Consider the following 24,808-nt stretch of genomic DNA (forward strand, 5'->3'; position numbering starts at 1 on the left):
AACAGAGTATGACGCCTGAAACCCTCTCCCGCAGCCCCTTGAACCCGGCGCGGATCCTGGTCATTAAGCTGCGCCATCATGGCGACATGCTGCTGATCACCCCGCTTATTCACGCGCTGAAACAGCAGTATCCCGCCGCCAGCGTGGATGTCCTGCTGTATGAAGAGACCCGGGATATGCTCGCCGCCAACCCCGATATCCACCATATTTATGGTCTCGACCGCCGCTGGAAAAAGCAGGGGAAAAAGCATCAGCTGAAGATGCAATGGCAGCTCATTCAGACGCTGCGCCAGCAGCGATACGATATGGTGCTCAACCTTGCCGACCAGTGGCCGAGCGCGATTATCAGCAAACTGACCGGCGCCGCGACGCGGATCGGCTTTGATTTTCCGAAGCGTCGCCACCCGTTCTGGCGCTATTGCCACACCGCGCTGGCCGCCACCCAACAGCATAATCAGCTGCATACGGTACAGCAGAATCTCTCTATCCTCGCTCCACTCGGTATCCAGTTGAACGACGCCCCGGCGCGGATGGGCTACAGCGAAGCAGACTGGGCCACCAGCCGCGCCCTGCTGCCGGAGGACTTCCGGGATAACTACATCGTCATCCAGCCAACGTCGCGTTGGTTCTTTAAATGCTGGCGCGAAGACAGGATGAGCGCGCTGATCAACGCGCTGTCCGCCGAAGGGTACGCGGTGGTACTCACCTCCGGCCCCGACGATAGAGAGAAGAAGATGGTGGAGACCATCATCGCCGGCTGCCCGCAGGCGCGGCTGCACTCTTTAGCCGGCCAGTTAACGCTGCGCCAGCTGGCGGCGGTGATCGATCACGCCCGGCTGTTTATCGGCGTCGACTCGGTGCCGATGCATATGGCTGCGGCTCTCGGCACTCCGCTGGTCGCCCTGTTCGGCCCCTCGAAGCTGACCTTCTGGCGTCCGTGGCAGGCGAAAGGCGAGGTGATCTGGGCAGGCGACTTCGGTCCGCTGCCCGACCCGGACGCCATCAACACCAACACCGACGAACGTTATCTCGATTTAATTCCTACCGACGCCGTGATCGCGGCGGCGAAAAAGGTACTGGCATGAGTAAATTCAGGCTGGCTCTGGTGCGGCAGAAGTACCGCCCGGACGGCGGCGCAGAACGGTTTGTCTCCCGCGCGCTGGAAGCCCTCGACAGCAGTCATCTGCAGCTGAACGTCATCACCCGCGAATGGCAGGGGCCGGTGAAACCGGACTGGCAGATCCATATCTGTAATCCGCGCAAATGGGGGCGCATCAGCCGCGAGCGCGGGTTTGCCAACGCCGCGCGGGCGCTCTGGCAGCGCGAATGTTTCGACCTGGTGCAGAGCCATGAGCGTATTCCCGGCTGCGATCTCTACCGCGCCGGCGACGGCGTTCATCGCCGCTGGCTGCAACAGCGCTCGCGCATTTTACCGGCCTGGAAAAGCCGCCTGCTGTTCGCCGACCGCTACCACCGTTATGTGATGCAAGCGGAACGGGAGATGTACGAAGACCCGCATCTGCGCGGGGTGATCTGCAACGCCGAGATGATCAAACGCGAGATCATCGAAGACTTTGGCCTGCCGGCGGACAAGATCCACGTTATCTATAACGCCATTGATAACCAGCGTTTCCTGCCGCCGGGCGAAGAAACCTTTGCCGCCTTACGCGCCAAATGGCAGTTGCCGCTGCAGGCAACCTGCCTGATTTACGTCGGCTCCGGCTTTGAGCGTAAAGGGCTGGCGGCGGCGATCCGCGCCATCGCCCCGACCGATCGCTATCTGCTGGTGGTTGGCAAAGATAAAGATCAGCCGCGCTATCAGGCGCTGGCGAAAAGCCTCGGCTGCGAAGCGCGGGTGCGCTTCTTCGGCATGCAGTCGGAGACGCTGCCGTTCTATCAGATGGCCGATGGCCTGCTGCTGCCGACCCTCTACGATCCGTTCCCCAACGTCATCCTTGAGGCAATGGCCTGCGGTCTGCCAGTGATCACCACCACCGGCTGCGGCGGGGCAGAGTTTGTCGTCAACGGCCACAACGGTTACGTCTGCGACGCCCTGGATATCCCGGCGCTGCAGCAGGCGGTGATGGCCCTGCCTGCCCGCGCGCTGGGCTCCGCGGAAGGCGACCGCGCCCGCGAGCGCATCATGACCTGCACCAGCGAGCGCCTCTCAACCCAGCTGCTTTCCCTTTATCAGGATCTGGTGAAATAACGATGCGCATCTTATTTGTGATTGACGGTTTGCCCGGCGGCGGCGCGGAGAAAGTGGTTCTCACCCTGGCGGCGCAGTTCCTGCGCGACGGCGATCGGGTCTCGCTCATTTCGCTACGCGACGTCTGCGAGTACCCATTGCCCGAGGGGCTCGACTACCAGGTGGTGGCCGATCGCTGCCGCAAACCGTGGCGCAAGCTGACCGAGCTGTCCCGCCGCGCCCGCCAGCTGGACGCCGCGGTCATCCGGGCCGAGCAGCAGGGACAATTTGACCTTGTGCTCTCCAACCTGCACAAAACAGACCGCATCGTCGCCCGCAGCCGGGCGCTGCGCGAGCGCAACGTCTGGTTCTGCCTGCACGGCGTCTTCTCGGCCTCTTATCTTGGTCACCGTACCGGCTTTGACCGCTGGATGAAGCAGCAGAAAATTAAGCGGATTTACCAGGGGCGCAACGTGGTAGCGGTTTCCGACGCCGTGGGGTGCGATCTGGTGGACGCCTTCGCCCTGCGCCCGGCGCAGCTGAAAACCATCTATAACCCCTTCGATATCGCCGCCCTGCGCGCCGGGGCGGAAGCCGACAGCGAGCGCCCGGACGGCGACTACCTGATTCACGTCGGCCGCTTCCATCCCGGCAAACGCCACGACCGCCTGCTCGAAGCCTACGCGCAAAGCGGCATCGACGCGCCGCTGGTGCTGTTAGGCCAGGGGAAACCGGAGCAAGAGCAGCGCCTGCGCCAGCTGGCCAAAACGCTGCAGATTGACGACCGGGTGTGGTTCAAAGGTTTTCAGGAAAACCCCTTACCGTGGATCAAAGGCGCGCGGATGCTGGTTTTGAGCTCGGATAGCGAAGGATTCGGCAATGTGGTGGTGGAGGCGCTGCTGTTGCATACCCCGGTCGCCAGCACCCGCTGCCCCGGCGGCGTCACCGAGATCCTCACCGGCGAACTTGCCCGCGGTCTGGCGGATCTCACCAGTCCGGCGCTGGCTCAGACGATGCAAAGCATTTACCATAACCCGCCGGCCATCGACGATGCCGCGCTGGAAAAATTCAGCGTCGTGTCCATTTGTCAGCAGTACCGTCAGCTGCAGCGCATCTGACGCCGTTAGTTAACCAGGATCGAAGATTTATGAGTCAAACGCCTTTACTGAGCATCGTGGCTGCCGTCTACAACGGTGAGAAATTTCTTGCGCAATTCTTTGAGTGCATTGAACAGCAGCAGCTGGACAGCTATGAACCGATCCTGGTGAACGATGGGTCGACGGACAACAGCCTGGCGGTGATCGCCGAATGGCGGGATCGGCTGCAGAACGTCCAGGTGCTGGAGCAGGAAAACCAGGGCGTCTCGGTCGCGCGCAATACCGGCCTGGCGGTTGCCAGCGGCAAGTACCTCGCGTTTCCGGACATCGACGATAAACTCTATCCGGGCATGTATCGCACGCTGCTGGAGATGGCGGAGAAAGCACATCTCGATGTCGCCACCTGCAACGGCACCTACGTGTACGAAAAGCGCCGCGAGAGCCACCCGATCTTTCCGCTGGATCGCTTGCCCTCGACCGGTGTGCTGCCGGGCCATGTCTGGCTCAAGCAGGCCCTGGACTCGCGGAAATTTCTGCACGTCACCTGGCTCAATATCTATCGCCACGATTTTATCCGCCAGCATCACTTCCATTTCGAGCCCGGCCTGCGCCATCAGGATATCCCGTGGACCACAGAGGCGCTGCTGGCCGCGGAGCGCGTGCAGTACACCAGTCAGCAATTCTATGATTACTACATCCACTCTGAGTCGGTGTCGCATAAGCCGGACAACGACGACACGCTGATGCGTTCGGCGCGCCATTACATGAAAATTCTGGAGATGCTGGAGGCGATCAACCAGCGTTACCCGGACAAAGTGCGCCATATCGCCGCCTGTCGCTGGCAGATCGCCAAAGAAGGCCTGGGGATCATCCACACCTTCGACAGTATGAAAGATGAGTCGAAAAAGCATGTTATCATTAAAGAATTCTTCGACCGCGGTATCTGGCGGTTAATCTGGAAAAACGCCTGTACTTTCCGTTTACGCTGGCGCCTGGGACGCCGTTATCTGCGTATTAAGCGTTATCGCCACGCGGGATAGACCAAAAACCCGCTGTTTCCGCCAAAGAGATAGCTTTACGCGGGCTAAATGCTTAGAATTTGCCCGCCAAAACAGAGAACGGATAAATAGTTTGGAATTGCTTTATACCACCCTACTTTACCTTATTCAGCCGCTGGTGTGGCTGCGGCTGCTGCTGCGCAGTCGTAAGGCTCCTGCCTACCGTAAACGCTGGGCGGAACGCTATGGCTTCTGTCAGAACAAGGTAGAGCCGGATGGCATTCTGCTGCACTCCGTTTCCGTCGGCGAGACCTTAGCCGCCATCCCGCTGGTTCGCGCCCTGCGCCACCGCTACCCTTCTCTGCCGATCACCGTCACCACCATGACGCCGACCGGCTCCGAGCGCGCCATGTCGGCCTTCGGCAAAGATGTCCATCACGTCTATCTGCCCTACGATCTGCCCGGCGCCATGAACCGCTTCCTGGACACCGTTCAGCCGAAGCTGGTGATCGTCATGGAGACCGAACTGTGGCCGAATATGGTAGCCGCGCTGCATAAGCGTAAGATCCCGCTGGTGATTGCCAACGCCCGCCTGTCCGAACGTTCCGCCAAAGGCTATGCCAAGCTGGGCGGCTTTATGCGCCGCCTGTTGAGCCGTATTACGCTTATCGCCGCGCAGAATGAAGAAGATGGCAACCGCTTCCTCGCGCTGGGACTGAAGCGCAACCAGCTGGCGGTCACCGGCAGCCTGAAATTCGATATCTCCGTCACGCCAGAGCTGGCGGCCCGCGCGGTGACGCTGCGCCGGCAATGGGCGCCGCACCGCAAAGTCTGGATTGCCACCAGCACCCACGATGGCGAAGAGCAAATTATCCTCCAGGCGCATAAAAAGCTGCTGGAGACCTTTCCGAACCTGCTGCTGATCCTTGTTCCTCGCCATCCGGAGCGCTTCCCTGACGCCCGCGACATGGTGCAAAAAGCCGGAATGAGCTTCACTCTGCGCAGCACCGGCGAGATCCCCTCCTCCAGTACCCAGGTGGTCATTGGCGATACCATGGGCGAACTGATGCTGCTCTACGGCATTGCCGACCTCGCTTTCGTCGGCGGCAGCCTGGTGGAGCGCGGCGGCCATAACCCGCTCGAGCCGGCGGCGCACGCCATTCCGGTGCTGATGGGGCCGCATACCTTCAATTTCAAAGATATCTGCGCCAAGCTGCAGCAGGACGATGGCCTGATCACCGTTACCGACGCTAACTCGCTGGTCAAAGAGGTTTCCACGCTGCTGACCGATGAAGACTACCGCCTGTGGTATGGCCGTCACGCGGTGGAAGTGCTGCACCAAAACCAGGGCGCGCTGTCGCGTCTGCTACAGTTACTGCAACCTTACCTGCCGCAGCGGAGTCATTAATGTCGAACCGGCTTTCCGTGGTGATGATCGCCAAAAATGCAGCGGACCTGCTGCCGGATTGTCTGGACTCCGTTAGCTGGGCGGATGAAATTATCGTCCTCGACTCCGGCAGTACCGACGGCACCGTCGAGCTGGCTCGCCGCCTCGGGGCGCAGGTCTATACCCATACCGACTGGCGAGGCTATGGCATTCAGCGCCAGCGCGCGCAGGACTACGCCACCGGCGACTGGGTGTTGATGATCGATACCGATGAGCGCGTCACGCCGGAACTCAGGCAGGCTATTCTTACGGTACTGGCAGCCCCGCAGCGCGGCGCCATCTACAGCATCGCCCGCCGTAACTATTTTCTCGGACGCTTTATGCGCCACAGCGGTTGGTACCCCGATCGCGTCCTGCGCCTGTACGAACGCGCCCGTTACCGCTATAACGATAATCTGGTCCATGAATCGCTGGATAGCCTGGGCGCCGAGGTCATTCCGTTGACCGGCGATCTCCTGCATCTGACGTGCCGCGACTTCGCTGGCTTTCAGCAAAAACAGCTGGCGTATGCCGCCGCATGGGCGCTAGAACGCCACCAGAAGGGCAAGAAGACCTCGATGGCGGGGATATTCAGCCACACGCTGGGCGCGTTCCTGAAAACGCTGCTGCTGCGCGGTGGGGTGCTGGACGGTAAGCAGGGCTGGTTACTGGCGATGGTCAACGCGCAGTATACGTTTACGAAATATACCGAGCTGTGGGCGCTGAGCCACGGCTACTCGGAGAAAGAGTCATCATGAGCACAAAAGCGATCTATCCGGGTACCTTCGATCCCATCACCAATGGCCATATCGATATCGTCACCCGCGCGGCGAGTATGTTCGATAAAGTGGTGCTGGCTATCGCCGCCAGCCCGAGTAAAAAGCCGATGTTCAGCCTTGATGAACGTATTGCGCTGGCGGAGCAGGCGACGGCCCACCTGGTGAATGTTCAGGTGGTCGGCTTCAGCGACCTGATGGCCAGCTTCGCGCGCGCGCAGCAGGCCAATATCCTGATCCGCGGCCTGCGGGCGGTGGCGGATTTCGAATATGAGATGCAGCTGGCCCATATGAACCGCCATTTGATGCCCACCCTTGAGAGCGTGTTCCTGATGCCGTGCAAAGAGTGGTCGTTTATCTCCTCTTCGCTGGTCAAAGAAGTCGCGCGCCACCAGGGCGATGTCTCTCACTTCCTGCCAGCCAACGTCCACCAGGCGCTGTTGAATAAGCTGAAGTAACGTATCTGCTGGGCATGAGCCAGGCTGGCGCTGCGCTTATCTGGCCTACAAACGTCCCCGGCCCACCAGATGCGCCCCCGCAGGTCCGCTGACCTGGCCGACAATCATTCCTGTTCCGGTGACTATTTCTGACACTGGCGGCAATAAAAGGTCGCCCGCTGGGCATGCTTGGTCCCGACAACCGGCGTGCCGCAGATCCGGCAGGGTTCGCCCTTGCGGCCATAGACCTGTAGCTCCTGGGCAAAATAGCCGGGCTTGCCATCGCTTTGCAGGAAGTCCTTCAGCGTGGTGCCGCCCTGCTCTATCGAACGCAGCAGGACCAGCTTAATCACCTTCACCAGCTGCTCGCACTCGTCCCGCGACAGTGAGGACGCCAGCCTGTCAGGGTGGATCCCGGCGGAGAACAGCGATTCACTGGCGTAGATATTGCCGACGCCCACCACCAGCTTGTTATCCATCAGCCAGGGTTTGATCGCGGTTTTCTTCTTCGCGCATTTCTGCTGGAGATAATCGGCGTTGAAGGCGTCGCTCAGCGGCTCCGGCCCCAGATGCGCCAGCACCGGGTGGCCTTCCAGCTCTTTGGTCCACAGCCAGGCGCCAAAGCGGCGCGGATCGGTATAGCGCAGGACTTTACCGTTACTCATAACCAGATCAACGTGATCGTGTTTTTCCGCAGGCAGCTCTTCGCTCAGGATGCGCAGGCTTCCCGACATCCCGAGATGGACAATGATCCAGCCGTTCGGGAGTTCCAGAAGCAGGTATTTGGCGCGACGACGCACGCTGAGCACCGGAACGTCGCTCAGGCGATAAATCTCTTCAGAAACCGGCCAGCGCAGCCGTCCGTTGCGCACGACGGCGTGCAGAATGGTTGCGCCAACCAGGTGCGGCTCAATGCCGCGGCGGCTGGTTTCAACCTCTGGTAATTCAGGCATGATTTTCCTCCATTTACCCGGCGTATTGTGCTTCACGGACAGGTGGCTGAAAAGGGAGTGTGTGAAAGCAATATGGGGGAGTTTTAAAAACAAAAAACCCCGCCGGAGCGGGGTTTTTATACAAGGAGGCTAAAATTATTTGATTTTAGCTTCTTTGTAGATAACGTGCTGACGTACAACCGGATCGTACTTTTTCAGTTCCATTTTTTCCGGTTTGGTACGTTTGTTCTTCGTGGTGGTGTAGAAGTGACCAGTACCAGCGGAAGAAACCAGCTTGATTTTCTCACGAATACCTTTAGCCATGATTTATTTCCTCTAAGTACTTAGTACTTTTCGCCACGGGCACGCAGTTCAGCCAGAACTGTATCGATGCCTTTCTTATCGATTACACGCATACCTTTAGCAGATACGCGCAGGGTGACAAAACGCTTCTCGCTCTCAACCCAGAAACGGTGAGAGTGCAGGTTCGGCAGGAAACGGCGTTTAGTCGCGTTCAGTGCGTGGGAACGGTTGTTACCGGTCACCGGACGCTTGCCAGTAACTTGGCAGACTCGGGACATGTCTATTCTCCAAAAATCAAATTAGCTCGAGCTTCGTATGGGGTATTGGCGCCTCGTCAGGCTTTACAGCCTGGTCATCGCAGTTCAATGTGAACTCTCGACTGCCAGGCCCAAATGCCAAACCCGAGATTCTCAAAGGTGGCGTAGTATACGCTGACTCGGCGATGTGCTCAAGTCCCGAACAGACAAAGATCCCGAAGGATCGCCAGTTCGGGGCTAAATCCAGCCACGTTCGGCAAAAGATACATACGCACCGCGGCCGATAACCAGATGGTCAAGCACACGTATCTCCATGAATCGACAACACTTTACTACCCTTTCGGTAATCAGCCTGTCAGCCTGACTCGGCTCCGGACTACCGGAGGGATGATTATGCGCAAGGATCACGGCGGCGGCGTTCACTTTGATGGCTTCGCGTACAATTTCTCGCGGATGCACCTCAACGTGGCTAAGAGTACCAGAAAAAAGGCGGCTATGTTTCAACACGCGGTTCTGATTATCTAAAAAGATCACCATAAAGATCTCGCGCTCCTCTTCCGTCAGCTGGCTTTGCAAAAATTCCCGCGTCATCGAGGGGGTGACCAGCGCGGCCTCCTCAACCAGCTGCGAGCTAAAATAGCGCCGCGCCAGCTCGGCAATCCCCTTCAGTTGCGCATATTTCGCCAGCCCCAGCCCGTCAACGGCAACCAGTTGCGCTTTATCAGCGGAAAGCAGAGCGTAGAGCGAACCAAAACGCTGCAATAACGCCTGGGCGTAGCTCAGCACATCCTGACGGCGTGTGCCAATGCGCAGAAACAGCGCCAGTAGCTCAACATCCGTCAGCGCCTCGATGCCGAATTGCAGCATCTTCTCCCGTGGCATCAGATTTTCCGTTCCGTCCATGCGCCCTCCTGCGTGAATCAGCCTATCCTGGCACAACCTGACGACGCTGCCGACCCGCCGCTTTTCACCCTGCGTAGCCGCTCGCAAAGTGAATGCCCGTCAGAGGCACGACGGCGGCAGGATTGTGATAAGATGCGCGGATTCTGGTCTACGGCAACAGGAATACATCATGATGACTCTGGCGGGTAAAAAAATCGTCCTGGGCGTCAGCGGCGGTATCGCGGCGTATAAAACCCCGGAACTGGTACGGCGACTACGTGAACGCGGCGCGGAAGTGCGTGTCGCAATGACGGAGGCGGCAAAAGCGTTCATCACCCCACTCAGCCTGCAGGCGGTATCCGGCTATCCGGTTTCCGACAGCCTGCTCGATCCGGCGGCGGAAGCGGCCATGGGCCATATTGAGCTCGGAAAATGGGCCGACCTGGTGATCCTCGCCCCGGCGACCGCCGATTTGATCGCCCGCGTGGCGGCAGGCATGGCCAATGATTTGGTGTCGACGATCTGTCTCGCCACCCCTTCCCCGGTTGCCGTCTTGCCCGCCATGAACCAGCAGATGTATCGCGCGCAGGCCACCCAGCATAATCTGCAGACGCTCGCATCCCGCGGCCTGCTGCTGTGGGGGCCGGACAGCGGTAGCCAGGCCTGCGGCGACGTCGGCCCGGGGCGAATGCTCGATCCGTTAACCATCGTGGAGATGGTCGCACAGCATTTCGCCTCCCCTGTCAAAGATTTGCAACATCTCAACCTCATGATTACCGCGGGCCCGACCCGTGAGCCGTTGGATCCGGTACGTTACATCTCAAACCACAGCTCCGGTAAGATGGGCTTCGCGATTGCCGCCGCCGCCGCGCAGCGCGGCGCGAACGTGACCCTGGTCAGCGGACCGGTATCGCTACCGACACCGCCCTTTGTACAGCGCATTGATGTCACTACCGCGCTGGAAATGGAAGCGGCCGTCCAGGCCAGCGCTCAGCAGCAGCACATTTTTATTGGCTGCGCCGCGGTGGCGGATTACCGAGCCGCCGCCATCGCCGAAGATAAAATAAAAAAACAAGGTGATGAATTAACAATAAAAATGGTTAAAAACCCGGATATCGTCGCCGGGGTTGCAGCGCTAAAATCGCATCGCCCCTACGTCGTTGGGTTTGCCGCCGAAACGAATAATGTGGAAGAATATGCGCGGCAAAAACGTGCCCGCAAAAACCTCGACCTGATTTGCGCCAACGATGTTTCCCAGCCTAATCAGGGATTTAACAGCGATAGCAACGCATTACACCTTTTCTGGCAGGATGGGGAAAAGCGCTTACCACTTGAGCGCAAGGAACTCCTGGGCCAATTATTACTCGACGAGATCGTGACCCGTTATGATGAAAAAAATCGACGTTAAGATTCTGGACCCGCGTGTCGGCCAGCAATTTCCGCTGCCGACCTATGCCACCTCCGGCTCCGCCGGACTTGACCTGCGAGCCTGTCTCGACGACGCCGTAGAGCTGGCGCCGGGCGCAACCACGCTGTTGCCGACCGGCCTTGCGATTCATATCGCCGATCCCTCTCTGGCGGCGGTGATCCTGCCGCGCTCGGGCCTGGGTCATAAGCACGGCGTGGTGCTCGGCAACCTTGTGGGCCTTATCGACTCCGATTACCAGGGGCAGCTGATGGTGTCCGTCTGGAACCGCGGTCAGCAGAGCTTTATTATCGAGCCGGGCGAACGTATCGCGCAGATGGTCTTTGTGCCGGTCGTGCAGGCGGAATTTAACCTGGTGGAATCTTTCGATGCCACCGACCGCGGCGAAGGCGGCTTCGGTCACTCAGGGCGTAAATAAGCCCAGCAACACGGAATCTGCATCCCAACGCGCATAATGCAATAACATCACCGCAAACTCTGGTTTGCGGTCGCGTTGTGGATGTCTGCCTGACAAGTGCTTATTTTCAGGGGTATTTTAAAACATGGCAGAAAAGCAAACTGCGAAACGGAATCGTCGCGAAGAAATACTTCAATCTCTGGCGCTAATGCTGGAATCCAGCGATGGTAGCCAACGTATTACCACCGCGAAACTGGCGGCTTCCGTCGGCGTTTCTGAAGCCGCGCTGTATCGCCATTTTCCCAGCAAAACCCGCATGTTTGACAGCCTGATCGAGTTCATTGAAGACAGTCTGATTACGCGCATCAATTTGATTCTGAAAGATGAGAAGGACACATCCGCGCGCCTGCGCCTGATTGTTCTGTTGATTCTTGGGTTTGGCGAGCGTAATCCTGGGCTGACGCGCATCCTCACCGGACACGCGCTGATGTTCGAACAGGATCGGCTGCAGGGCCGTATCAACCAGCTTTTTGAACGCATCGAAGTGCAGCTGCGTCAGGTGATGCGCGAGAAAAAAATGCGCGAAGGCGAAGGCTATACTCTCGACGAAACGCTGCTGGCCAGCCAGCTGCTGGCCTTCTGCGAGGGCATGCTGTCGCGCTTTGTGCGCAGCGAGTTCAAATACCGTCCGACGGATGATTTCGACGCCCGCTGGCCGCTGGTCGCCGCACAGCTGCAGTAGTTTTTTTGCATTGCCCGGTAGCGCTCTGCTTACCGGGCATTTTCGTTACACGCCGTAGGCTTCGCGATAAGCGCGAACTGCCGCCAGGTGTTCCGCCATCTCCGGTTTCTCTTCCAGGTAAGCGATCAGCTCTTTCAGGGTGACGATCGAGATAACCTGGCAGCCGTAATCCCGCTCCACTTCCTGAATGGCGGAGATTTCGCCGCGGCCGCGCTCCTGACGATCCAGGGAGATCAGCACACCCGCCAGCTGCGCGCCGTTGGCCTGGATGATCTCCATGGATTCGCGAATCGCCGTACCGGCGGTGATCACATCATCCACCAGCATGACCCGGCCCTGCAGTGGGCTACCGACCAGATTGCCGCCTTCGCCGTGAGTCTTTGCCTCTTTACGGTTAAAGCAGTAAGGCAGGTCGCGGTCATGGTGTTCGGCTAGCGCCACCGCGGTGGTGGTGGCAATCGGGATCCCTTTGTAGGCCGGGCCAAACAGCAGGTCGAACTCAATCCCGGAATCCACCAGCGCCTCGGCATAAAAACGGCCCAGCAGAGCCAGATCGCGCCCGGTGTTAAACAGGCCGGCGTTAAAGAAATAGGGGCTCTTACGCCCGGATTTCAGCGTGAACTCGCCAAACTTAAGAACCTGCTTGCTAAGCGCAAACTCAATAAACTGGCGCTGATACGGCTTCATGGATTCGCTCCTCATCTTACTTTTTTACGGTCAAAAAAAAGGCGACTTCTCAGTCGCCTTAAAAACTAATCTGCTAACGCCGCCTTCTGCGTCGTAATAATGGATTCGATCCCCCCTCGGGCTAACGCCAGGAGAGTGAGGAGCTCTTCATGGGTGAACGGCTCGCCTTCTGCCGTACCCTGCACCTCGATGATGCGACCATCTTCGGTCATCACCACGTTCATATCGGTTTCCGCGGCAGAGTCTTCGATGTACTCCAGATCGCAGATGGCTTCGCCATTAACGATCCCAACAGAGACCGCCGCCACCATCCCTTTCATCGGGTTAGTTTTCAGCTTGCCGGCCGCCACCAGCTTATTCAGCGCGTCGGCCAGCGCCACGCAGGCACCGGTAATAGACGCGGTGCGGGTGCCGCCGTCGGCCTGCAGCACATCGCAGTCGAGGGTGATGGTAAACTCGCCCAGCGCTTTCAGATCAACCGCCGCGCGCAGCGCACGGGCGATCAGGCGCTGAATTTCCATCGTCCGGCCGCCCTGTTTGCCTTTTGCCGCTTCACGCGCGTTACGCGTGTGCGTTGAACGCGGCAGCATGCCATATTCAGCGGTGATCCACCCCTGTCCCTGTCCTTTCAGGAAACGCGGTACGCCTTCGTCAATGGAGGCGGTGCACAGCACTTTGGTATCACCGAATTCAACCAGCACAGAGCCTTCAGCGTGTTTTGTGTAATTACGGGTCAGGGTAACGGGGCGCACCTGGTTGGCGCTACGACCTGCTGGACGCATGATAGAAATCTCCGGCTTGAAACGAATGTAAGGGCGCATTATACGAATTTCATGGCGAAAAGCCTATGCCAACACCTGCCGGGCGCGCACATAATGTCAGTCCAGCGTTTTCCGATAAGATTTCAACCCTACGCCGATCACTATCACCGCCAGGCCAATCAGCGGCAACAGATCGGGTAATAATGCCGTCGCAGAATACCCTTTCAGCATAATGCCCTTTACCAACCGGATGAAGTAGGTCAGCGGCAAACAGGAGCCAATGGCTTTCGCCCAGTCGGGCATACTAATAAAAGGACTGATAAAGCCAGACAGCATAATGGAAGGGATAAAATAAAATGACGACATTTGCAGCGCCTGCAGTTGGTTTTGCGCTATGCCAGAAATACCAATGCCGATTGACAGGCAGAGGAAGACATAAATCAACAACACTAAAAAAAGCAGGAAAACGCTGCCATGAAGAGGAATATCAAATAACAGAACGGCGGCAATCAGAATTAACGTCGCCTGAAACAGGCCAATGATAACAAAAGGTGTTATCTTACCAACAATGACCTCAAGCCCGGTCAAAGGAGAAACCAGTAAATTTTCTAACGCACCGTTTTCTCTCTCACGAGTAATCGACAGAGCGGTCATCAGGATCAAGGTTGTACTGAGTATCGACCCCATAATACCGGGAATCGTATTAAACTGGGTGATCCCCTCCGGGTTAAACATGCGATGGATAATAAGTTCAAAATCATCCTCTTTTTGCTCTACACGCATTTCACCCGGCAAGTCTTGCTGAAACATCGATTTCGCAACCTGCACCAGAGCACTTAACGCATTTCCCGTGGTCATCGGATCGATAGCATCCCCCTGAATGAGCAGCTGAGGTTTTTCTCCACGCAGCATCTTGCGCGTAAACCCCTCAGGGATCGTTACGATAAAAGTGACATCACCTCGAACAAATGCTTTCTGAGCTGCCTCTTCAGAATCGACAGGTATCATCGAAAAATATCCGGTATTTTGCGCTCCTGTCACAAAAACCTGACTCATGCGTTCGCTATCGTAATTCAGTAATGCGGTAGGAAGATGATGCGGGTCCATATTTATCGCATAGCCAAGAATGATCAGCTGAAAAATAGGGGTAAGGAGTACCATGCTGATACTGACTTTATCACGACGTAATTCGTGGATCTCCTTAATAACCACACCGAACCAGCGGGTTAGAGAGAAGTTTAAATTAATTTTTTTCACAATTGTTTTTCATCAGATAGGTAAATGCGTCTTCCAGATTGGTATCGACCTGGCAGAACTCATAACCCTGTTGTTTAAAAGCAAATAGCGCGGATGCTAACTTCGCTTCATCTCTGGAAGTAACGTAAAGCTGATTGCCAAAAATGACCGTTTGTTCAATATCCGGCAAGCGCTGGAGCTGGCTTTCAAGCACCGTCAGCCCAGCGCCGCTGGTTCTCACGGTAATAAGATTCTGCGAAGCGATAATCGATGCAATAGTGCCATTCGCCAGTAGCCGGCCATAAGAGAGGTAAGCAACTTTATGGCAGCGCTCAGCCTCGTCCATATAATGCGTACTCACCAGCATTGAGATCCCTTTGTCAGAGAGCTGATGCAGCATTTGCCAGAACTCCCGTCGCGCTTTTGGATCCACGCCAGCGGTCGGTTCATCCAGAAACAGCAAAACAGGTTCATGCAACATGCAGGCGGCGAGGGCCATTCTTTGCTTCCAGCCGCCAGAAAGTTCCTTAGCCAGCTGGTGCTGTCGGGAAGTAAGACCTAATTCTGTAAGCGCATCTTCAACCCGGGCCTTACGCTGGTCGAGGCCATATAATCGTGCAATAAAAAATAAGTTTTCCCGAATAGTTAAATTTCCCCACATCGAGAAATACTGAGTCATGTAGCCTATCTTTTGTTTTATTTTATCCCGCTGAGTGAAGATGTCCATACCCAGACAAAAACCTTCACCTGAATCGGGCGTAATCAAACCGCACATCATCCGTATCGATGTCGTTTTTCCGCTACCGTTCGGACCAAGAAAACCATAAATCTCGCCTTTTGCCACCTGTAATGAGAAATCCTTTACGACATGATGTTCGCCAAAATGTTTATTAAGATTTTTCACATCAATACAAAGATTATTCATTGCCAATAATCTCCACATCAAACGGCTGGCCGATTTTCATCCGTTCAGCCTGCTCCAGGACAGGGATCGCCTCGGCCATAAAAATAAGTTTTTCACGGCGTTTCGTACTGTAAATAACCGGGGGCGTAAACTCTGCTTCAGGACTGATATAATTAATAACGCCAGAAATAGGTTCGGCACAACCGTCGCATAAAAGTCTTACCTTCGTCCCGATATTAAATTTACCGAGCATCGCCTCGGGTATAAAGAAGCGTACTTTTATATTCTCAGGTGGTAACAGACTGATTATTGGTCTGCCGGCTGAAGGACGCTCCCCAACACGATATATAATATCAAAAACTTTGGCATTTATTGGAGATACAATCGTCGTTTGCTGAACATCCCGAAGCGCTTTATCACGTTCGAGTTTTGCCGCGGCCACCATCGAGAGCTGTTGGCTAATCTCATCCTGACGGGCCGGTAGTTGCCGTGCCTTGAGTTGATTAATTAACTCTTCAACCTGTGCGCCTTTTTGCGTTAACTCATCCCTGATATCCTCCCATTCCGCCCGCGATATGGCATGGCTGGCATAAAGATGACGATATCGCCCAAGCTGCCGCTTTACCTGTGATTCTGCCGATTGGGCTTTTTTTAGCTGTGACCGTATAATATCCAGCTCTTCTGGCCGCTCTCCCGATTCCAGATTTCGTAATATTGCGCTCTCAGCTGAAAGTTTTTCTTCAGCACGCAGGAAAATATTTTGTGCATCGAAGGAGTCAATCTTCACTAACTCCTGTCCTGGAGTGACATTATCGCCCTTATTAATGAAGATTCGTTCTATTTTTTCATTACCAGAATAAGAAAGGTATACAAATTCACCATGTGAATAACCAGATAGCATGTTATCCGGTTTGTTATCACATCCCGAGAGTATTAGCATCGAAATCATGACAAAGCATTTAGTTACTGGTTTTTGCATTAAAACGTATCCATACGCATATCATTTCCCTTATTACTGACGGCTGGATTAAAGCATTATTACTCCAGTACCCGTTAGTCATCGTCAACTCAGTCTTTTAAATAATGTTTAACGTATACTTCATTCAATTTATCAATAGCGCTCAGATTTAACCCAGCTATCGAGTTAAAAGCCTCATCTTTAGTAAATGAAATAATCGACGACCCACCTGGAGAGAACCATTTAGCAGTCTGTTTAAAAGGCCAGGGCAGCTTATAACCTTTTTCTCTCAGAAGATGATTTAACATACTCCAGTCTTCGCTAAAATCGTTTCCGCTAAAAGGACTATCGCTTTGTGTAGTTTCTACCGTGAACAGGGCTATTGGTGTACAAAAATCAGTCGTGGTGGGAAAGTACATATTATAAAAACTCACAATCAGTTTCTGTACCTCTTCAGGAAAAGATCCTGGGATAGTCAACACACCTAATAAATATTTATAGTTGGGGTATCTTTTTATAAAATCGAATATACCTTGCCATAAATAATCAAGAACATTACCTTTTTGATAAGGTTTCTGGATAAAGCCACGACCTATTTCTACACACTGCTCTAAGCACAAATAGGCGCTATCATGATATTTAAATAAGCTATTACTATAGAGGCCAGCTATTCCATGGCGGGCGAGTTGCTCGCCAACAGGAACGAGACGGTACGCCCCCAGAATTTCTGTTTCAGCAGGATCCCACAATATAATGTGATAATAACTTTCATCAAAAATATCATTATCTCTATCTTTACCGGACCCTGAACCAATATCGCGATAACAGCGTTCGCGTAAGCGTCCTAACTCATCAATAATTGGTGAGAAACGGCCAGTTTTGCAGCGATAAATCAATAATTTTCTTCCATCATCAAACTGTCTTAATATTTCGCACTCATCTATCGCACTTATTAAATCCTCTCTATCTTCTTTTAGTCCTTGTGGCGAAATCGTATCGACAAGAGCTGCTCCATTCTTCCCTATGCTCTGGAGGTGCATCAAACATACATTAGCTGCTGCAGAAAGATCTTTATTGTATTTTTGCAATGAAGATAAGGTTATTTGCTGTCCGATATTGATTCCCATGGTCTTTCCACGATGGCGGAGAGCTTCACGAATAACCATTATATTCGACAGTTGCCGCCAGATCGTTGCAGTAAGATAATAAACGTTACTGTTTTTACCCGTAATATGAATAGGCACCAGCGCCGCATTATTTCTCATCGCCAGCTGTAAAAAACCGGGGTTCCACTTATGCTCCTGTAAACCTGAAAGAGACCAGTTAGCCAGTTTACCCGCTGGACATATAATTAATACACCTCCCTCTCGCAGATGATTGTTCATCTCTCTAAATTTTTTATGGCTCATCTTACCGGCCATATTTTCAATACCAATGGTCAGTTCTGCCACCTGTGGAAATATAATTGGCAAAATGTGGTTGGCAATTATTTTTATATCTTTCCTCACCCGGGAGACCGTATGTATTAAAGCAAGACCATCGATGACTGTTGGATGATTTGAAATAACAACCGCTGCCCCATTTTCGGGTATGTTATTAAATTGATGTTGTTCGGTTGCACATTGCAATTCAAGGAGATCGACGACCGAATTAACCCATTCGACTCCACTTTGATTAACTAACCGATCGTTATATATTATGCGAGTAAATTTCTTATTGCCGAAAGCGGACCTGAAAAGCCATTTTTTCCAAAAGGGTATATTTGTATTTGGGAAAAATTCTCTAATGACTTTATCAAAGATAGTGCCCATATTAAAATCCTTTTTATAGAACTCATCTAAAATGACTATACTCGCGATCTTGCTGCCGGACAATACTACATAAAGTTAAATCATTGCCATTACAAAACAAATAAATATAATTAAATTGATTATATTCATGAAGAGAATGCACCCAACAGAGATATTAATACTTTTGTCATATTGAATTCAGAAAAAGCATACATAATAGTTAAAGGTAATACCCCATAACATTTTTGGCGGTTATACTTTGTAAAAAATACCACGATATAGCTTTAAGACGATACAAAAACATGTGGATGATCATACTCACATTCAATAATAAAAATAGGCCTACGATTTTTCACTCTTTTTTATTCTGCCTGAAAGCAGGGAGAGATAGCTTTACTGCGAATAGACAGAATTCATTTGATAAAAATTAACAGCATAATGATGCTTAAGCCGCGAAAGAATCAAAGCTTATTTCCTATCCGCTATAAAAGGATAGATTTCACTAAGCAAAGTAATCGCATTAAATACAGCGAAGCTATGTCCCTTAAAAAATCAGTCTTGAAGTATTTCATCACTATTCCTGTTAAGTCACCGCCGGCATAGCTATAATCCTTGCATTCATTATTACGAAAACAGGAACGTCTATGATCCGCAGTATGACCGCCTATGCCCGCCGTGAAATCAAGGGTGACTGGGGTAGCGCCGCATGGGAGCTGCGCTCGGTAAACCAGCGCTATCTGGAAACGTACTTCCGCCTGCCGGAGCAGTTCCGTAGCCTGGAGCCCGTGGTACGCGAGCGCATTCGCGCCCGCCTGACTCGCGGTAAAGTCGAATGCACCCTGCGTTTTGAACAAGACCCCAGCGCTCAGGGCGAACTGATTCTCAACGAAAAGCTAGCTAAACAGCTGGTTAACGCCGCCAACTGGGTAAAAATGCAGAGCGATGAAGGGGAAATCAATCCGGTTGATATCCTGCGCTGGCCGGGCGTGATGGCCGCCAAAGAACAGGATCTTGACGCCATCGCCGCCGACATTCTGGCAGCCCTTGACGGCGCGCTGGATGACTTCATCGTCGCTCGCGAAACGGAAGGCCAGGCGCTGAAAGCGCTTATCGAGCAGCGTCTTGAAGGCGTGAGCGGCGAAGTGGCGAAAGTTCGCGCTCATATGCCGGAAATTCTCCAGTGGCAGCGCGAGCGTCTGGTCGCCAAGCTGGAAGATGCGGAAGTGCAGCTGGAGAATAACCGTCTCGAGCAAGAGCTGGTGCTGATGGCGCAGCGTATCGACGTTGCCGAAGAGCTGGACCGCCTCGAAGCCCACGTAAAAGAGACCTACAACATTCTGAAAAAGAAAGAGGCTGTGGGTCGCCGTCTCGACTTTATGATGCAGGAGTTCAACCGTGAGTCGAACACCCTGGCGTCAAAATCGATCAATGCCGAGGTCACCAACTCTGCGATTGAGCTGAAAGTGCTGATCGAGCAAATGCGCGAGCAGATCCAGAATATCGAGTAATCTCAGATACCTTTCTGAAGGCCGGTTTACCGGCCTTTTTTCATTCATTTCAAAAGCACTATTTTTTATCCAGTACCCGGCAGGTCAAAAACGCCCCTGCCGCGCACAGCAGCGTCGGGGCCAGATAGCTGTGATCCATGTGGGTGAACTCCATCACCAGCACCACCGCCGTCAGCGGCATCTGCATGGAGGCGGCGAGAAAAGCGGCTGCCCCCACCAGGGCGAAACTGCTTTCATCTCCGCCAGGGAACCCTGATTGCCAGAGCGCGCAGAGCAGCAGGCTGGCCAGCCCGCCCACCGCCAGCCCCGGGGTTAACAACCCGCCTTCCGCGCCGCCGCGCAACACCGCCAGGATCACCACCAGCTTCAGCCCTAACAGGATCGCGACCATGGAGTGAGGCAGCCCGTCGCTGAGCGCCAGCTGCATCGGCCCCTTGCCATTGCCCGGTAGCGCAGGGAACCAGAGGCTAAGGACGGCCAGAAGCGAAAACGCTAGCAGACAGAACACCGGCATCTGCCAGTTACTTCGCACGCGTGAACGCGCTGCGCTGGTCGCTTTGCGAAAGAGCCAGGCGCCGGCGCCAAGAATCGGGCCCGCCAGAATCGCCCACCAGAGAAAGGTGTGCGGAAGCGCGCTGGAAACAAAATGGTATTGCGATTCATCCCCTAACCCGAGGGTGGCCGTCCAGGCGGCAATCGCCGAGGTCATTATCGCCGCCAGCGTTTTTTCCCAGCTAAACGACAGCAGCATGACCTCGAGGGTGAACAACGCCCCTGCCAGCGGGACGTTATACACCGCCGCCAGGCCCGCGCCCGCCCCACAGGCAATCAGCGTACGGGTTTCATCCTCCAGCAGGCGCAGCTTACGCGCCACCATCCCCGCTCCCAGCGCGCCCATTTCCCGAGGAGCCACTTCGCGGCCAAGCGGGGACCCCAGCGCTACGGTGACGATCTGCAGCAGAGCGTGGATCGTCGTGGTGCCCGCGGGCATGGGGACGGAAGGGTTAGCCACCGCCGCGGCAATGGAAACCCGCTTCTGCCCATAGCGACCAAGCAGCCACCAGCCAAATCCGGCGACGATGCCGCCGGCCACGATTGCCGCGATGCGACGTGGCCAGGGCGACGCCGTGACGCCCTGTAAAAATGATACCGAACCGACGATATGCGCTGGACTGTAGCCAAAAGCCAGGTGCTGAATGGCATGTAAAATCAGCGCCAGCGCCATACCGGACAGACCGGCCAGAATCCCGGTTAATACCACGGCCATCAGGCGAGTCAGAGATTGTTTTTTCCCGGCGGCGACACGCATTTTCTCATCTCCTCGAGAAAGAAAATAAAAGGATAAAGGTCGGGACTTAAACATTAGGTATTCTTAGCGTTTTCAATATAGATAACCGATCGGGAATAAGTCATTACTTTTTCTAATCTGTAAAAATTCAAAAAATAATACTTAACCGCCAAATAAAGCCAATGTAAGCCATGTTGTCATTACTTTTTCCTGGCCTAATGACTTCACTTTAGAAAATATCAATCGTGATCCTGCGCACAAATCGTTAACCTGCCGGCCACTGTCTGGGGGGATCTATGCTGCTTCATGTTCTGTATTTAATCGGTATCACTGCGGAAGCCATGACCGGAGCGCTGGCTGCCGGTCGTCGGCGGATGGATACGTTTGGCGTCATTATTATCGCCACCGCGACCGCGCTGGGCGGGGGTTCTGTTCGCGATATCCTGCTGGGACACTATCCTCTCGGCTGGGTGAAGCATCCGGAATACGTCATTATCGTCGCCGTCGCCGCCGTCCTTACCACAATTGCCGCCCCGGTAATGCCGCACCTTCGCCGGCTTTTCCTGGTGCTGGATGCGCTGGGGCTGATCGTGTTTTCCATCATCGGCGCGCAGATCGCCCTGGATATGGGCGAAGGCCCGGTTATCGCCTCTATAGCTGCGGTCATCACCGGCGTTTTCGGCGGCGTACTGCGCGATATGTTCTGCAAGCGCATTCCGCTGGTCTTCCAGAAAGAGCTGTATGCCGGGATCTCGTTTGCCGCAGCGGTACTCTATATAGCGCTGCAACACTACGTCAGCAGCCACGATGTGGTGGTCCTGGCCACGCTGCTGTTCGGCTTTACCGCCCGCATGCTGGCGCTGCGCTGGAAGCTCGGGCTACCGGTCTTCCACTACACCCACGACGCCCACTAACCGCCTCAAAACCCGGGGATGCGCTGTCCGCTAAGCCATTGCGCCAGCGCCGCCACGTCAGGGTCATGCAGGAAAGCCACTAACTGTCGGGCTCTGATCGCCCCCACGCCCGGCAGCGTGCGCCATTGCGCTTCACTCTTTGCCGTGAGGAGGCGCCAGTTTTCACTGCCAGGCCGCGCCAGCACCCCCTGGGGCACCGGGATCCCCATCGCCAGCACCCAGCGTATAAAAGGCCGTTTACGAATAAGATCAAACTGATGCCAGAGGTGCTGCCCGCGGGCAGCCGAGATCCCCGGCATCGCCTGCAGCTGCTCCGGCGTGAGCGCCAGCCAGGAAAAAAGATGCTCCATCGGGTGCTGCTGCTGAATAACGCGCCATACGCTTTCCCCTACGCCATCGATATCCAGCGCCGACTTTGATGACAACCAGACCAGCCGGGAAAGAAACTGTTCGCTGCACTCGGGGGTGGCGAAATAGCAGGTTAGCGCATTGAATTTCGCCGCCGGCGGCGTCGGTTTATGGCGCTCGACCGTCCGCCAGACAACAGCGTCGATCCGTGGAATACCCTGGCCTGCCAGACTGATCTGCAGCTGATCGCCAACCCCAATATCCAGCGCCTGCCAGCGGCTCACAGAGCCAACGTTAACCCGCTGCACGCGTTTGTCATCCAGCCGCTGGGGCTCAAGCTCAGCCACTACGTTGAGTCTGCCGCTGCGGCCAGTACTGAAATGGATCGCCCGTACCTCCATCACCCGCGATGCCGGAGGATATTTCCAGGCTGCCAGCCACTCGCCCCTTCCCGGTGACCAGACGCGCCCCGACGGTTCGCGTCCTTCACGCACAATCACGCCATCGCTGACGAAGGGGAGCGGCGAGCGATACCAGCGCTGGCGCCACTCCGCCACCTGCTCAACGCGCGTTATCGAATGGGTGTATTGTCCGCTATAGCCAAACCCCGCCTGCGCCAGCAGCTGCTGTCGACGGCGCATATCCGAGGGACCGTCTGGCCAGGCCCAGATAAAAACGTCCAGCTGGCTGAGCGGCGCCGCCGCCGCGTCAGCCCGCATCATCAACCCGGCGACTTTCGCCCGCGCGTTCATTCCGCCAGCCTGCTGCTGAATATGCCCCTCCCGACGCAGAAATAGCTCCCCCTGCAGCACGCTGTTGGCCAGTTCGCCGGTCGTCAACTTCGCCAGCGCCGGGATCTGCCGCGCTCGGGCGGTCCACAACTCACCGCGCAGGCCATCCCCGCGGCTGATAGCCTGAACCAGATGCCCCTGGCGATAGACCAGGGTGACCGCCACGCCGTCCACTTTAGGCTGTACCCACAGGTCGGCTTTATTTTTCATCCAGCGGGCCACGCTGGCCTCATCCGCCAGCTTGCGCACGCCAGTATGGGCGACCGGATGACGCGTATCGCCAGTCGGCGGAGGCAGATCGTCATCCTCAGGCGTTGCGCCCGGAAAGCATTGCCGCCACTGCGCCAGGCGCAGGGTGAGCTGGTCGTAAACGTCATCGCTCAACTCGCTGGCGCCCTGTCGCCAGTAAGCCTCGTTCCAGGCGTCAATCTGCTGATGTAGACGTGCGATCTCCTCTCTGCCTTTGGCCGGCGGCCAGTCCGGACACGTCGCCAGCGCGCTGGCGGAGAACATCCCTATCGCCAGCCACCCTCCTCCTTTACGCATTGCTGTCCCCTCCTTCATCACCTGGCGGAGAGTCTGCGGCAGAATGCCGGAAACCGCGACGGGCGCTTTTTCACCCTGCGAAGCGCCTTCCAGGATTTACACCTCGTTGCAGCAACGGCTGGCGAATTCAGGAAAACGGCAGGCAAAATGAAAGAAACAGCGGCAAAAAGTGTGACAAGGACTGCGTCACGCCGCGGCGACGTGTATAATAGGCTCGTATGTAGGACCTCTTTCGATAACCACATACAAAAGACACTCATGGCTCAAGGCACGCTTTATATTGTTTCCGCCCCTAGCGGCGCGGGTAAATCCAGCCTGATTCAGGCTTTATTAAAAACCCAACCGTTGTATGACACCCAGGTATCGGTTTCCCATACCACGCGGGCGCCGCGTCCGGGTGAAGTGCACGGCGAACATTATTTCTTCGTGAATCACGACGAATTCCGCTCGATGATTGGCGAAAACGCGTTTCTGGAACATGCAGAAGTCTTTGGCAACTATTACGGCACGTCGCGTAAAGCGATCGAGCAGGTGCTGGCGACCGGCGTTGATGTCTTCCTCGATATCGACTGGCAGGGCGCGCAGCAGATCCGTAAAAGCATGCCTGGCGCACGCAGCATTTTTATTCTGCCGCCGTCAAAAGATGAACTGGACCGTCGCCTGCGCGGCCGCGGCCAGGACAGCGAAGAGGTGATCGCGAAACGAATGGCCCAGGCCGTTGCGGAAATGAGCCATTACGCCGAATATGATTACCTGATTGTGAACGATGATTTTGACACCGCCCTGAGCGACCTGAAAAATATCATCCGCGCTGAACGTCTGCGCATGAGCCGCCAAAAGCAGCGACATGGCGCTTTAATCACCAAACTATTGGCAGACTGAACCCACATTCAGTATCATGCCCAGTCATTTCTTCACCTGTGGAGCATTTTAAGTATGGCACGCGTAACTGTTCAGGACGCTGTAGAGAAAATTGGTAACCGTTTTGACCTGGTACTGGTCGCCGCGCGTCGCGCTCGTCAGATGCAGGTAGGCGGAAAGGATCCGCTGGTACCGGAAGAAAACGATAAAACCACCGTAATCGCACTGCGCGAAATCGAAGAAGGTCTGATCAACAACCAGATCCTCGACGTACGTGAGCGCCAGGAACAGCAAGAGCAGGAAGCCGCTGAATTACAAGCCGTTACCGCGATTGCTGAAGGTCGTCGTTAATCAC

General features: G+C 55.1%; 26 protein-coding genes. 14 read left to right on the forward strand and 12 right to left on the reverse strand.

Annotated features, from left to right (window positions below; all coding sequences use genetic code 11):
- The first annotated feature begins 8 nt into the window (after nt 1-8).
- From rfaQ to coaD, 7 genes are all read left to right on the forward strand, one after another.
- On the forward strand, nt 9-1,085 hold the full coding sequence (gene rfaQ, locus AC6CWS_RS02925) for a putative lipopolysaccharide heptosyltransferase III (protein WP_048298566.1): 1,077 nt from the start codon (nt 9-11) through the stop codon (nt 1,083-1,085).
- A complete protein-coding gene (locus tag AC6CWS_RS02930) occupies nt 1,082-2,209 on the forward strand; it encodes a glycosyltransferase family 4 protein (protein ID WP_065882889.1) in 1,128 nt (375 codons plus the stop codon). The genes rfaQ and AC6CWS_RS02930 overlap by 4 nt, the downstream gene beginning before the upstream one ends.
- A gap of 2 nt (nt 2,210-2,211) precedes the next feature.
- The gene (locus AC6CWS_RS02935) at nt 2,212-3,306 is read left to right on the forward strand and encodes a glycosyltransferase (protein ID WP_065882890.1); all 1,095 of its coding nucleotides are present in this window, start codon (nt 2,212-2,214) and stop codon (nt 3,304-3,306) included.
- Between the two features lie 29 nt (nt 3,307-3,335).
- Nucleotides 3,336-4,325 (forward strand): glycosyltransferase, encoded by a 990-nt coding sequence (locus tag AC6CWS_RS02940; RefSeq protein WP_498256381.1) that lies wholly within the window; start codon nt 3,336-3,338, stop codon nt 4,323-4,325.
- 91 nt (nt 4,326-4,416) lie between these two features.
- Nucleotides 4,417-5,691, forward strand: a complete 1,275-nt coding sequence (gene waaA, locus AC6CWS_RS02945) for a lipid IV(A) 3-deoxy-D-manno-octulosonic acid transferase (RefSeq protein WP_004205065.1) — start codon at nt 4,417-4,419, stop codon at nt 5,689-5,691.
- Nucleotides 5,691-6,467, forward strand: a complete 777-nt coding sequence (locus tag AC6CWS_RS02950; RefSeq protein ID WP_032454366.1) for a glycosyltransferase family 2 protein — start codon at nt 5,691-5,693, stop codon at nt 6,465-6,467. Before waaA ends, AC6CWS_RS02950 begins: the two co-directional genes overlap by 1 nt.
- A complete protein-coding gene (coaD, locus tag AC6CWS_RS02955; protein WP_004205067.1) occupies nt 6,464-6,943 on the forward strand; it encodes a pantetheine-phosphate adenylyltransferase in 480 nt (159 codons plus the stop codon). Before AC6CWS_RS02950 ends, coaD begins: the two co-directional genes overlap by 4 nt.
- Nucleotides 6,944-7,065: 122 nt before the next feature.
- On the opposite strand, the gene mutM is transcribed toward coaD, so the two are convergent.
- From mutM to radC, 4 genes are all read right to left on the reverse strand, one after another.
- Nucleotides 7,066-7,875: a bifunctional DNA-formamidopyrimidine glycosylase/DNA-(apurinic or apyrimidinic site) lyase gene (gene mutM / locus AC6CWS_RS02960; protein WP_032454367.1), complete on the reverse strand. Its 810-nt coding sequence runs from the start codon at nt 7,873-7,875 to the stop codon at nt 7,066-7,068.
- A gap of 135 nt (nt 7,876-8,010) precedes the next feature.
- Nucleotides 8,011-8,178 (reverse strand): 50S ribosomal protein L33, encoded by a 168-nt coding sequence (rpmG, locus tag AC6CWS_RS02965; protein ID WP_002922510.1) that lies wholly within the window; start codon nt 8,176-8,178, stop codon nt 8,011-8,013.
- 20 nt (nt 8,179-8,198) lie between these two features.
- Entirely contained in the window at nt 8,199-8,435 is a 237-nt protein-coding gene (rpmB, locus tag AC6CWS_RS02970) for a 50S ribosomal protein L28 (protein ID WP_000091955.1), read from the reverse strand.
- A 216-nt stretch (nt 8,436-8,651) separates the two neighbouring features.
- Complete coding sequence (gene radC, locus AC6CWS_RS02975) at nt 8,652-9,317, reverse strand: RadC family protein (protein ID WP_017900054.1); 666 nt, start codon at nt 9,315-9,317, stop codon at nt 8,652-8,654.
- Nucleotides 9,318-9,489: 172 nt separating this feature from the next.
- Here radC and coaBC point away from each other — a divergent pair, with 172 nt between their 5' ends.
- From coaBC to slmA, 3 genes are all read left to right on the forward strand, one after another.
- On the forward strand, nt 9,490-10,704 hold the full coding sequence (coaBC, locus tag AC6CWS_RS02980) for a bifunctional phosphopantothenoylcysteine decarboxylase/phosphopantothenate--cysteine ligase CoaBC (RefSeq protein ID WP_004205070.1): 1,215 nt from the start codon (nt 9,490-9,492) through the stop codon (nt 10,702-10,704).
- Nucleotides 10,682-11,140: a dUTP diphosphatase gene (gene dut / locus AC6CWS_RS02985; RefSeq protein WP_004145270.1), complete on the forward strand. Its 459-nt coding sequence runs from the start codon at nt 10,682-10,684 to the stop codon at nt 11,138-11,140. Before coaBC ends, dut begins: the two co-directional genes overlap by 23 nt.
- A 124-nt stretch (nt 11,141-11,264) precedes the next feature.
- A complete protein-coding gene (gene slmA, locus AC6CWS_RS02990; protein ID WP_004205072.1) occupies nt 11,265-11,861 on the forward strand; it encodes a nucleoid occlusion factor SlmA in 597 nt (198 codons plus the stop codon).
- A 45-nt stretch (nt 11,862-11,906) separates the two neighbouring features.
- Here the strand turns inward: slmA and pyrE are convergent, their stop codons facing one another.
- The 6 genes from pyrE to AC6CWS_RS03020 form a co-directional block, all read right to left on the reverse strand.
- Nucleotides 11,907-12,548 (reverse strand): orotate phosphoribosyltransferase, encoded by a 642-nt coding sequence (gene pyrE, locus AC6CWS_RS02995; RefSeq protein ID WP_004205073.1) that lies wholly within the window; start codon nt 12,546-12,548, stop codon nt 11,907-11,909.
- A 65-nt stretch (nt 12,549-12,613) separates the two neighbouring features.
- Nucleotides 12,614-13,330: a ribonuclease PH gene (gene rph, locus AC6CWS_RS03000; protein WP_023319338.1), complete on the reverse strand. Its 717-nt coding sequence runs from the start codon at nt 13,328-13,330 to the stop codon at nt 12,614-12,616.
- 96 nt (nt 13,331-13,426) lie between these two features.
- Entirely contained in the window at nt 13,427-14,566 is a 1,140-nt protein-coding gene (locus AC6CWS_RS03005) for an ABC transporter permease (protein ID WP_064158067.1), read from the reverse strand.
- The gene (locus AC6CWS_RS03010) at nt 14,553-15,470 is read right to left on the reverse strand and encodes an ABC transporter ATP-binding protein (RefSeq protein WP_065882892.1); all 918 of its coding nucleotides are present in this window, start codon (nt 15,468-15,470) and stop codon (nt 14,553-14,555) included. The genes AC6CWS_RS03005 and AC6CWS_RS03010 overlap by 14 nt, the downstream gene beginning before the upstream one ends.
- On the reverse strand, nt 15,463-16,428 hold the full coding sequence (locus tag AC6CWS_RS03015; RefSeq protein WP_065882893.1) for an HlyD family secretion protein: 966 nt from the start codon (nt 16,426-16,428) through the stop codon (nt 15,463-15,465). The genes AC6CWS_RS03010 and AC6CWS_RS03015 overlap by 8 nt, the downstream gene beginning before the upstream one ends.
- Nucleotides 16,429-16,517: 89 nt before the next feature.
- Nucleotides 16,518-18,218 (reverse strand): bifunctional lysophospholipid acyltransferase family protein/GNAT family N-acetyltransferase, encoded by a 1,701-nt coding sequence (locus tag AC6CWS_RS03020; protein WP_065882894.1) that lies wholly within the window; start codon nt 18,216-18,218, stop codon nt 16,518-16,520.
- Nucleotides 18,219-18,841: 623 nt separating this feature from the next.
- On the opposite strand from AC6CWS_RS03020, the gene AC6CWS_RS03025 reads away from it, so the two are divergent.
- Nucleotides 18,842-19,705 carry a YicC/YloC family endoribonuclease gene (locus AC6CWS_RS03025; RefSeq protein WP_002922636.1) on the forward strand — a complete coding sequence of 288 codons (864 nt, stop codon included), beginning with the start codon at nt 18,842-18,844 and terminating at the stop codon, nt 19,703-19,705.
- A 58-nt stretch (nt 19,706-19,763) separates the two neighbouring features.
- On the opposite strand, the gene AC6CWS_RS03030 is transcribed toward AC6CWS_RS03025, so the two are convergent.
- The gene (locus tag AC6CWS_RS03030) at nt 19,764-21,014 is read right to left on the reverse strand and encodes a chloride channel protein (RefSeq protein WP_065882895.1); all 1,251 of its coding nucleotides are present in this window, start codon (nt 21,012-21,014) and stop codon (nt 19,764-19,766) included.
- Nucleotides 21,015-21,289: 275 nt separating this feature from the next.
- On the opposite strand from AC6CWS_RS03030, the gene AC6CWS_RS03035 reads away from it, so the two are divergent.
- A complete protein-coding gene (locus tag AC6CWS_RS03035) occupies nt 21,290-21,907 on the forward strand; it encodes a trimeric intracellular cation channel family protein (RefSeq protein ID WP_002922654.1) in 618 nt (205 codons plus the stop codon).
- 5 nt (nt 21,908-21,912) lie between these two features.
- Here AC6CWS_RS03035 and ligB read toward each other — a convergent pair whose 3' ends face one another.
- Complete coding sequence (gene ligB, locus AC6CWS_RS03040; protein ID WP_065882896.1) at nt 21,913-23,592, reverse strand: NAD-dependent DNA ligase LigB; 1,680 nt, start codon at nt 23,590-23,592, stop codon at nt 21,913-21,915.
- Between the two features lie 258 nt (nt 23,593-23,850).
- Here ligB and gmk point away from each other — a divergent pair, with 258 nt between their 5' ends.
- Nucleotides 23,851-24,474 (forward strand): guanylate kinase, encoded by a 624-nt coding sequence (gene gmk / locus AC6CWS_RS03045; protein WP_002922664.1) that lies wholly within the window; start codon nt 23,851-23,853, stop codon nt 24,472-24,474.
- A gap of 54 nt (nt 24,475-24,528) precedes the next feature.
- Nucleotides 24,529-24,804 carry a DNA-directed RNA polymerase subunit omega gene (gene rpoZ / locus AC6CWS_RS03050; protein WP_000135058.1) on the forward strand — a complete coding sequence of 92 codons (276 nt, stop codon included), beginning with the start codon at nt 24,529-24,531 and terminating at the stop codon, nt 24,802-24,804.
- Nucleotides 24,805-24,808: the final 4 nt, after the last annotated feature.

Source organism: Klebsiella sp. M041 (assembly GCF_059759695.1).

Bases quoted from the DNA above. Each gene is read 5' to 3' on its own strand.
- AC6CWS_RS02950 (WP_032454366.1), top strand. From the start codon at position 5,691: ATGTCGAACCGGCTTTCCGTGGTGATGATCGCCAAAAATGCAGCGGAC.
- AC6CWS_RS02935 (WP_065882890.1), top strand. From the start codon at position 2,212: ATGCGCATCTTATTTGTGATTGACGGTTTGCCCGGCGGCGGCGCGGAG.
- slmA (WP_004205072.1), top strand. From the start codon at position 11,265: ATGGCAGAAAAGCAAACTGCGAAACGGAATCGTCGCGAAGAAATACTT.
- AC6CWS_RS03035 (WP_002922654.1), top strand. From the start codon at position 21,290: ATGCTGCTTCATGTTCTGTATTTAATCGGTATCACTGCGGAAGCCATG.
- dut (WP_004145270.1), top strand. From the start codon at position 10,682: ATGATGAAAAAAATCGACGTTAAGATTCTGGACCCGCGTGTCGGCCAG.
- ligB (WP_065882896.1), bottom strand. From the start codon at position 23,592: ATGCGTAAAGGAGGAGGGTGGCTGGCGATAGGGATGTTCTCCGCCAGC.
- rpmB (WP_000091955.1), bottom strand. From the start codon at position 8,435: ATGTCCCGAGTCTGCCAAGTTACTGGCAAGCGTCCGGTGACCGGTAAC.
- AC6CWS_RS03020 (WP_065882894.1), bottom strand. From the start codon at position 18,218: ATGGGCACTATCTTTGATAAAGTCATTAGAGAATTTTTCCCAAATACA.
- mutM (WP_032454367.1), bottom strand. From the start codon at position 7,875: ATGCCTGAATTACCAGAGGTTGAAACCAGCCGCCGCGGCATTGAGCCG.
- AC6CWS_RS02930 (WP_065882889.1), top strand. From the start codon at position 1,082: ATGAGTAAATTCAGGCTGGCTCTGGTGCGGCAGAAGTACCGCCCGGAC.
- rpoZ (WP_000135058.1), top strand. From the start codon at position 24,529: ATGGCACGCGTAACTGTTCAGGACGCTGTAGAGAAAATTGGTAACCGT.
- AC6CWS_RS03025 (WP_002922636.1), top strand. From the start codon at position 18,842: ATGATCCGCAGTATGACCGCCTATGCCCGCCGTGAAATCAAGGGTGAC.
- coaBC (WP_004205070.1), top strand. From the start codon at position 9,490: ATGACTCTGGCGGGTAAAAAAATCGTCCTGGGCGTCAGCGGCGGTATC.
- rph (WP_023319338.1), bottom strand. From the start codon at position 13,330: ATGCGTCCAGCAGGTCGTAGCGCCAACCAGGTGCGCCCCGTTACCCTG.
- AC6CWS_RS03030 (WP_065882895.1), bottom strand. From the start codon at position 21,014: ATGCGTGTCGCCGCCGGGAAAAAACAATCTCTGACTCGCCTGATGGCC.
- rfaQ (WP_048298566.1), top strand. From the start codon at position 9: ATGACGCCTGAAACCCTCTCCCGCAGCCCCTTGAACCCGGCGCGGATC.
- rpmG (WP_002922510.1), bottom strand. From the start codon at position 8,178: ATGGCTAAAGGTATTCGTGAGAAAATCAAGCTGGTTTCTTCCGCTGGT.
- AC6CWS_RS02940 (WP_498256381.1), top strand. From the start codon at position 3,336: ATGAGTCAAACGCCTTTACTGAGCATCGTGGCTGCCGTCTACAACGGT.
- AC6CWS_RS03015 (WP_065882893.1), bottom strand. From the start codon at position 16,428: ATGCAAAAACCAGTAACTAAATGCTTTGTCATGATTTCGATGCTAATA.
- coaD (WP_004205067.1), top strand. From the start codon at position 6,464: ATGAGCACAAAAGCGATCTATCCGGGTACCTTCGATCCCATCACCAAT.
- pyrE (WP_004205073.1), bottom strand. From the start codon at position 12,548: ATGAAGCCGTATCAGCGCCAGTTTATTGAGTTTGCGCTTAGCAAGCAG.
- gmk (WP_002922664.1), top strand. From the start codon at position 23,851: ATGGCTCAAGGCACGCTTTATATTGTTTCCGCCCCTAGCGGCGCGGGT.
- AC6CWS_RS03010 (WP_065882892.1), bottom strand. From the start codon at position 15,470: ATGAATAATCTTTGTATTGATGTGAAAAATCTTAATAAACATTTTGGC.
- radC (WP_017900054.1), bottom strand. From the start codon at position 9,317: ATGGACGGAACGGAAAATCTGATGCCACGGGAGAAGATGCTGCAATTC.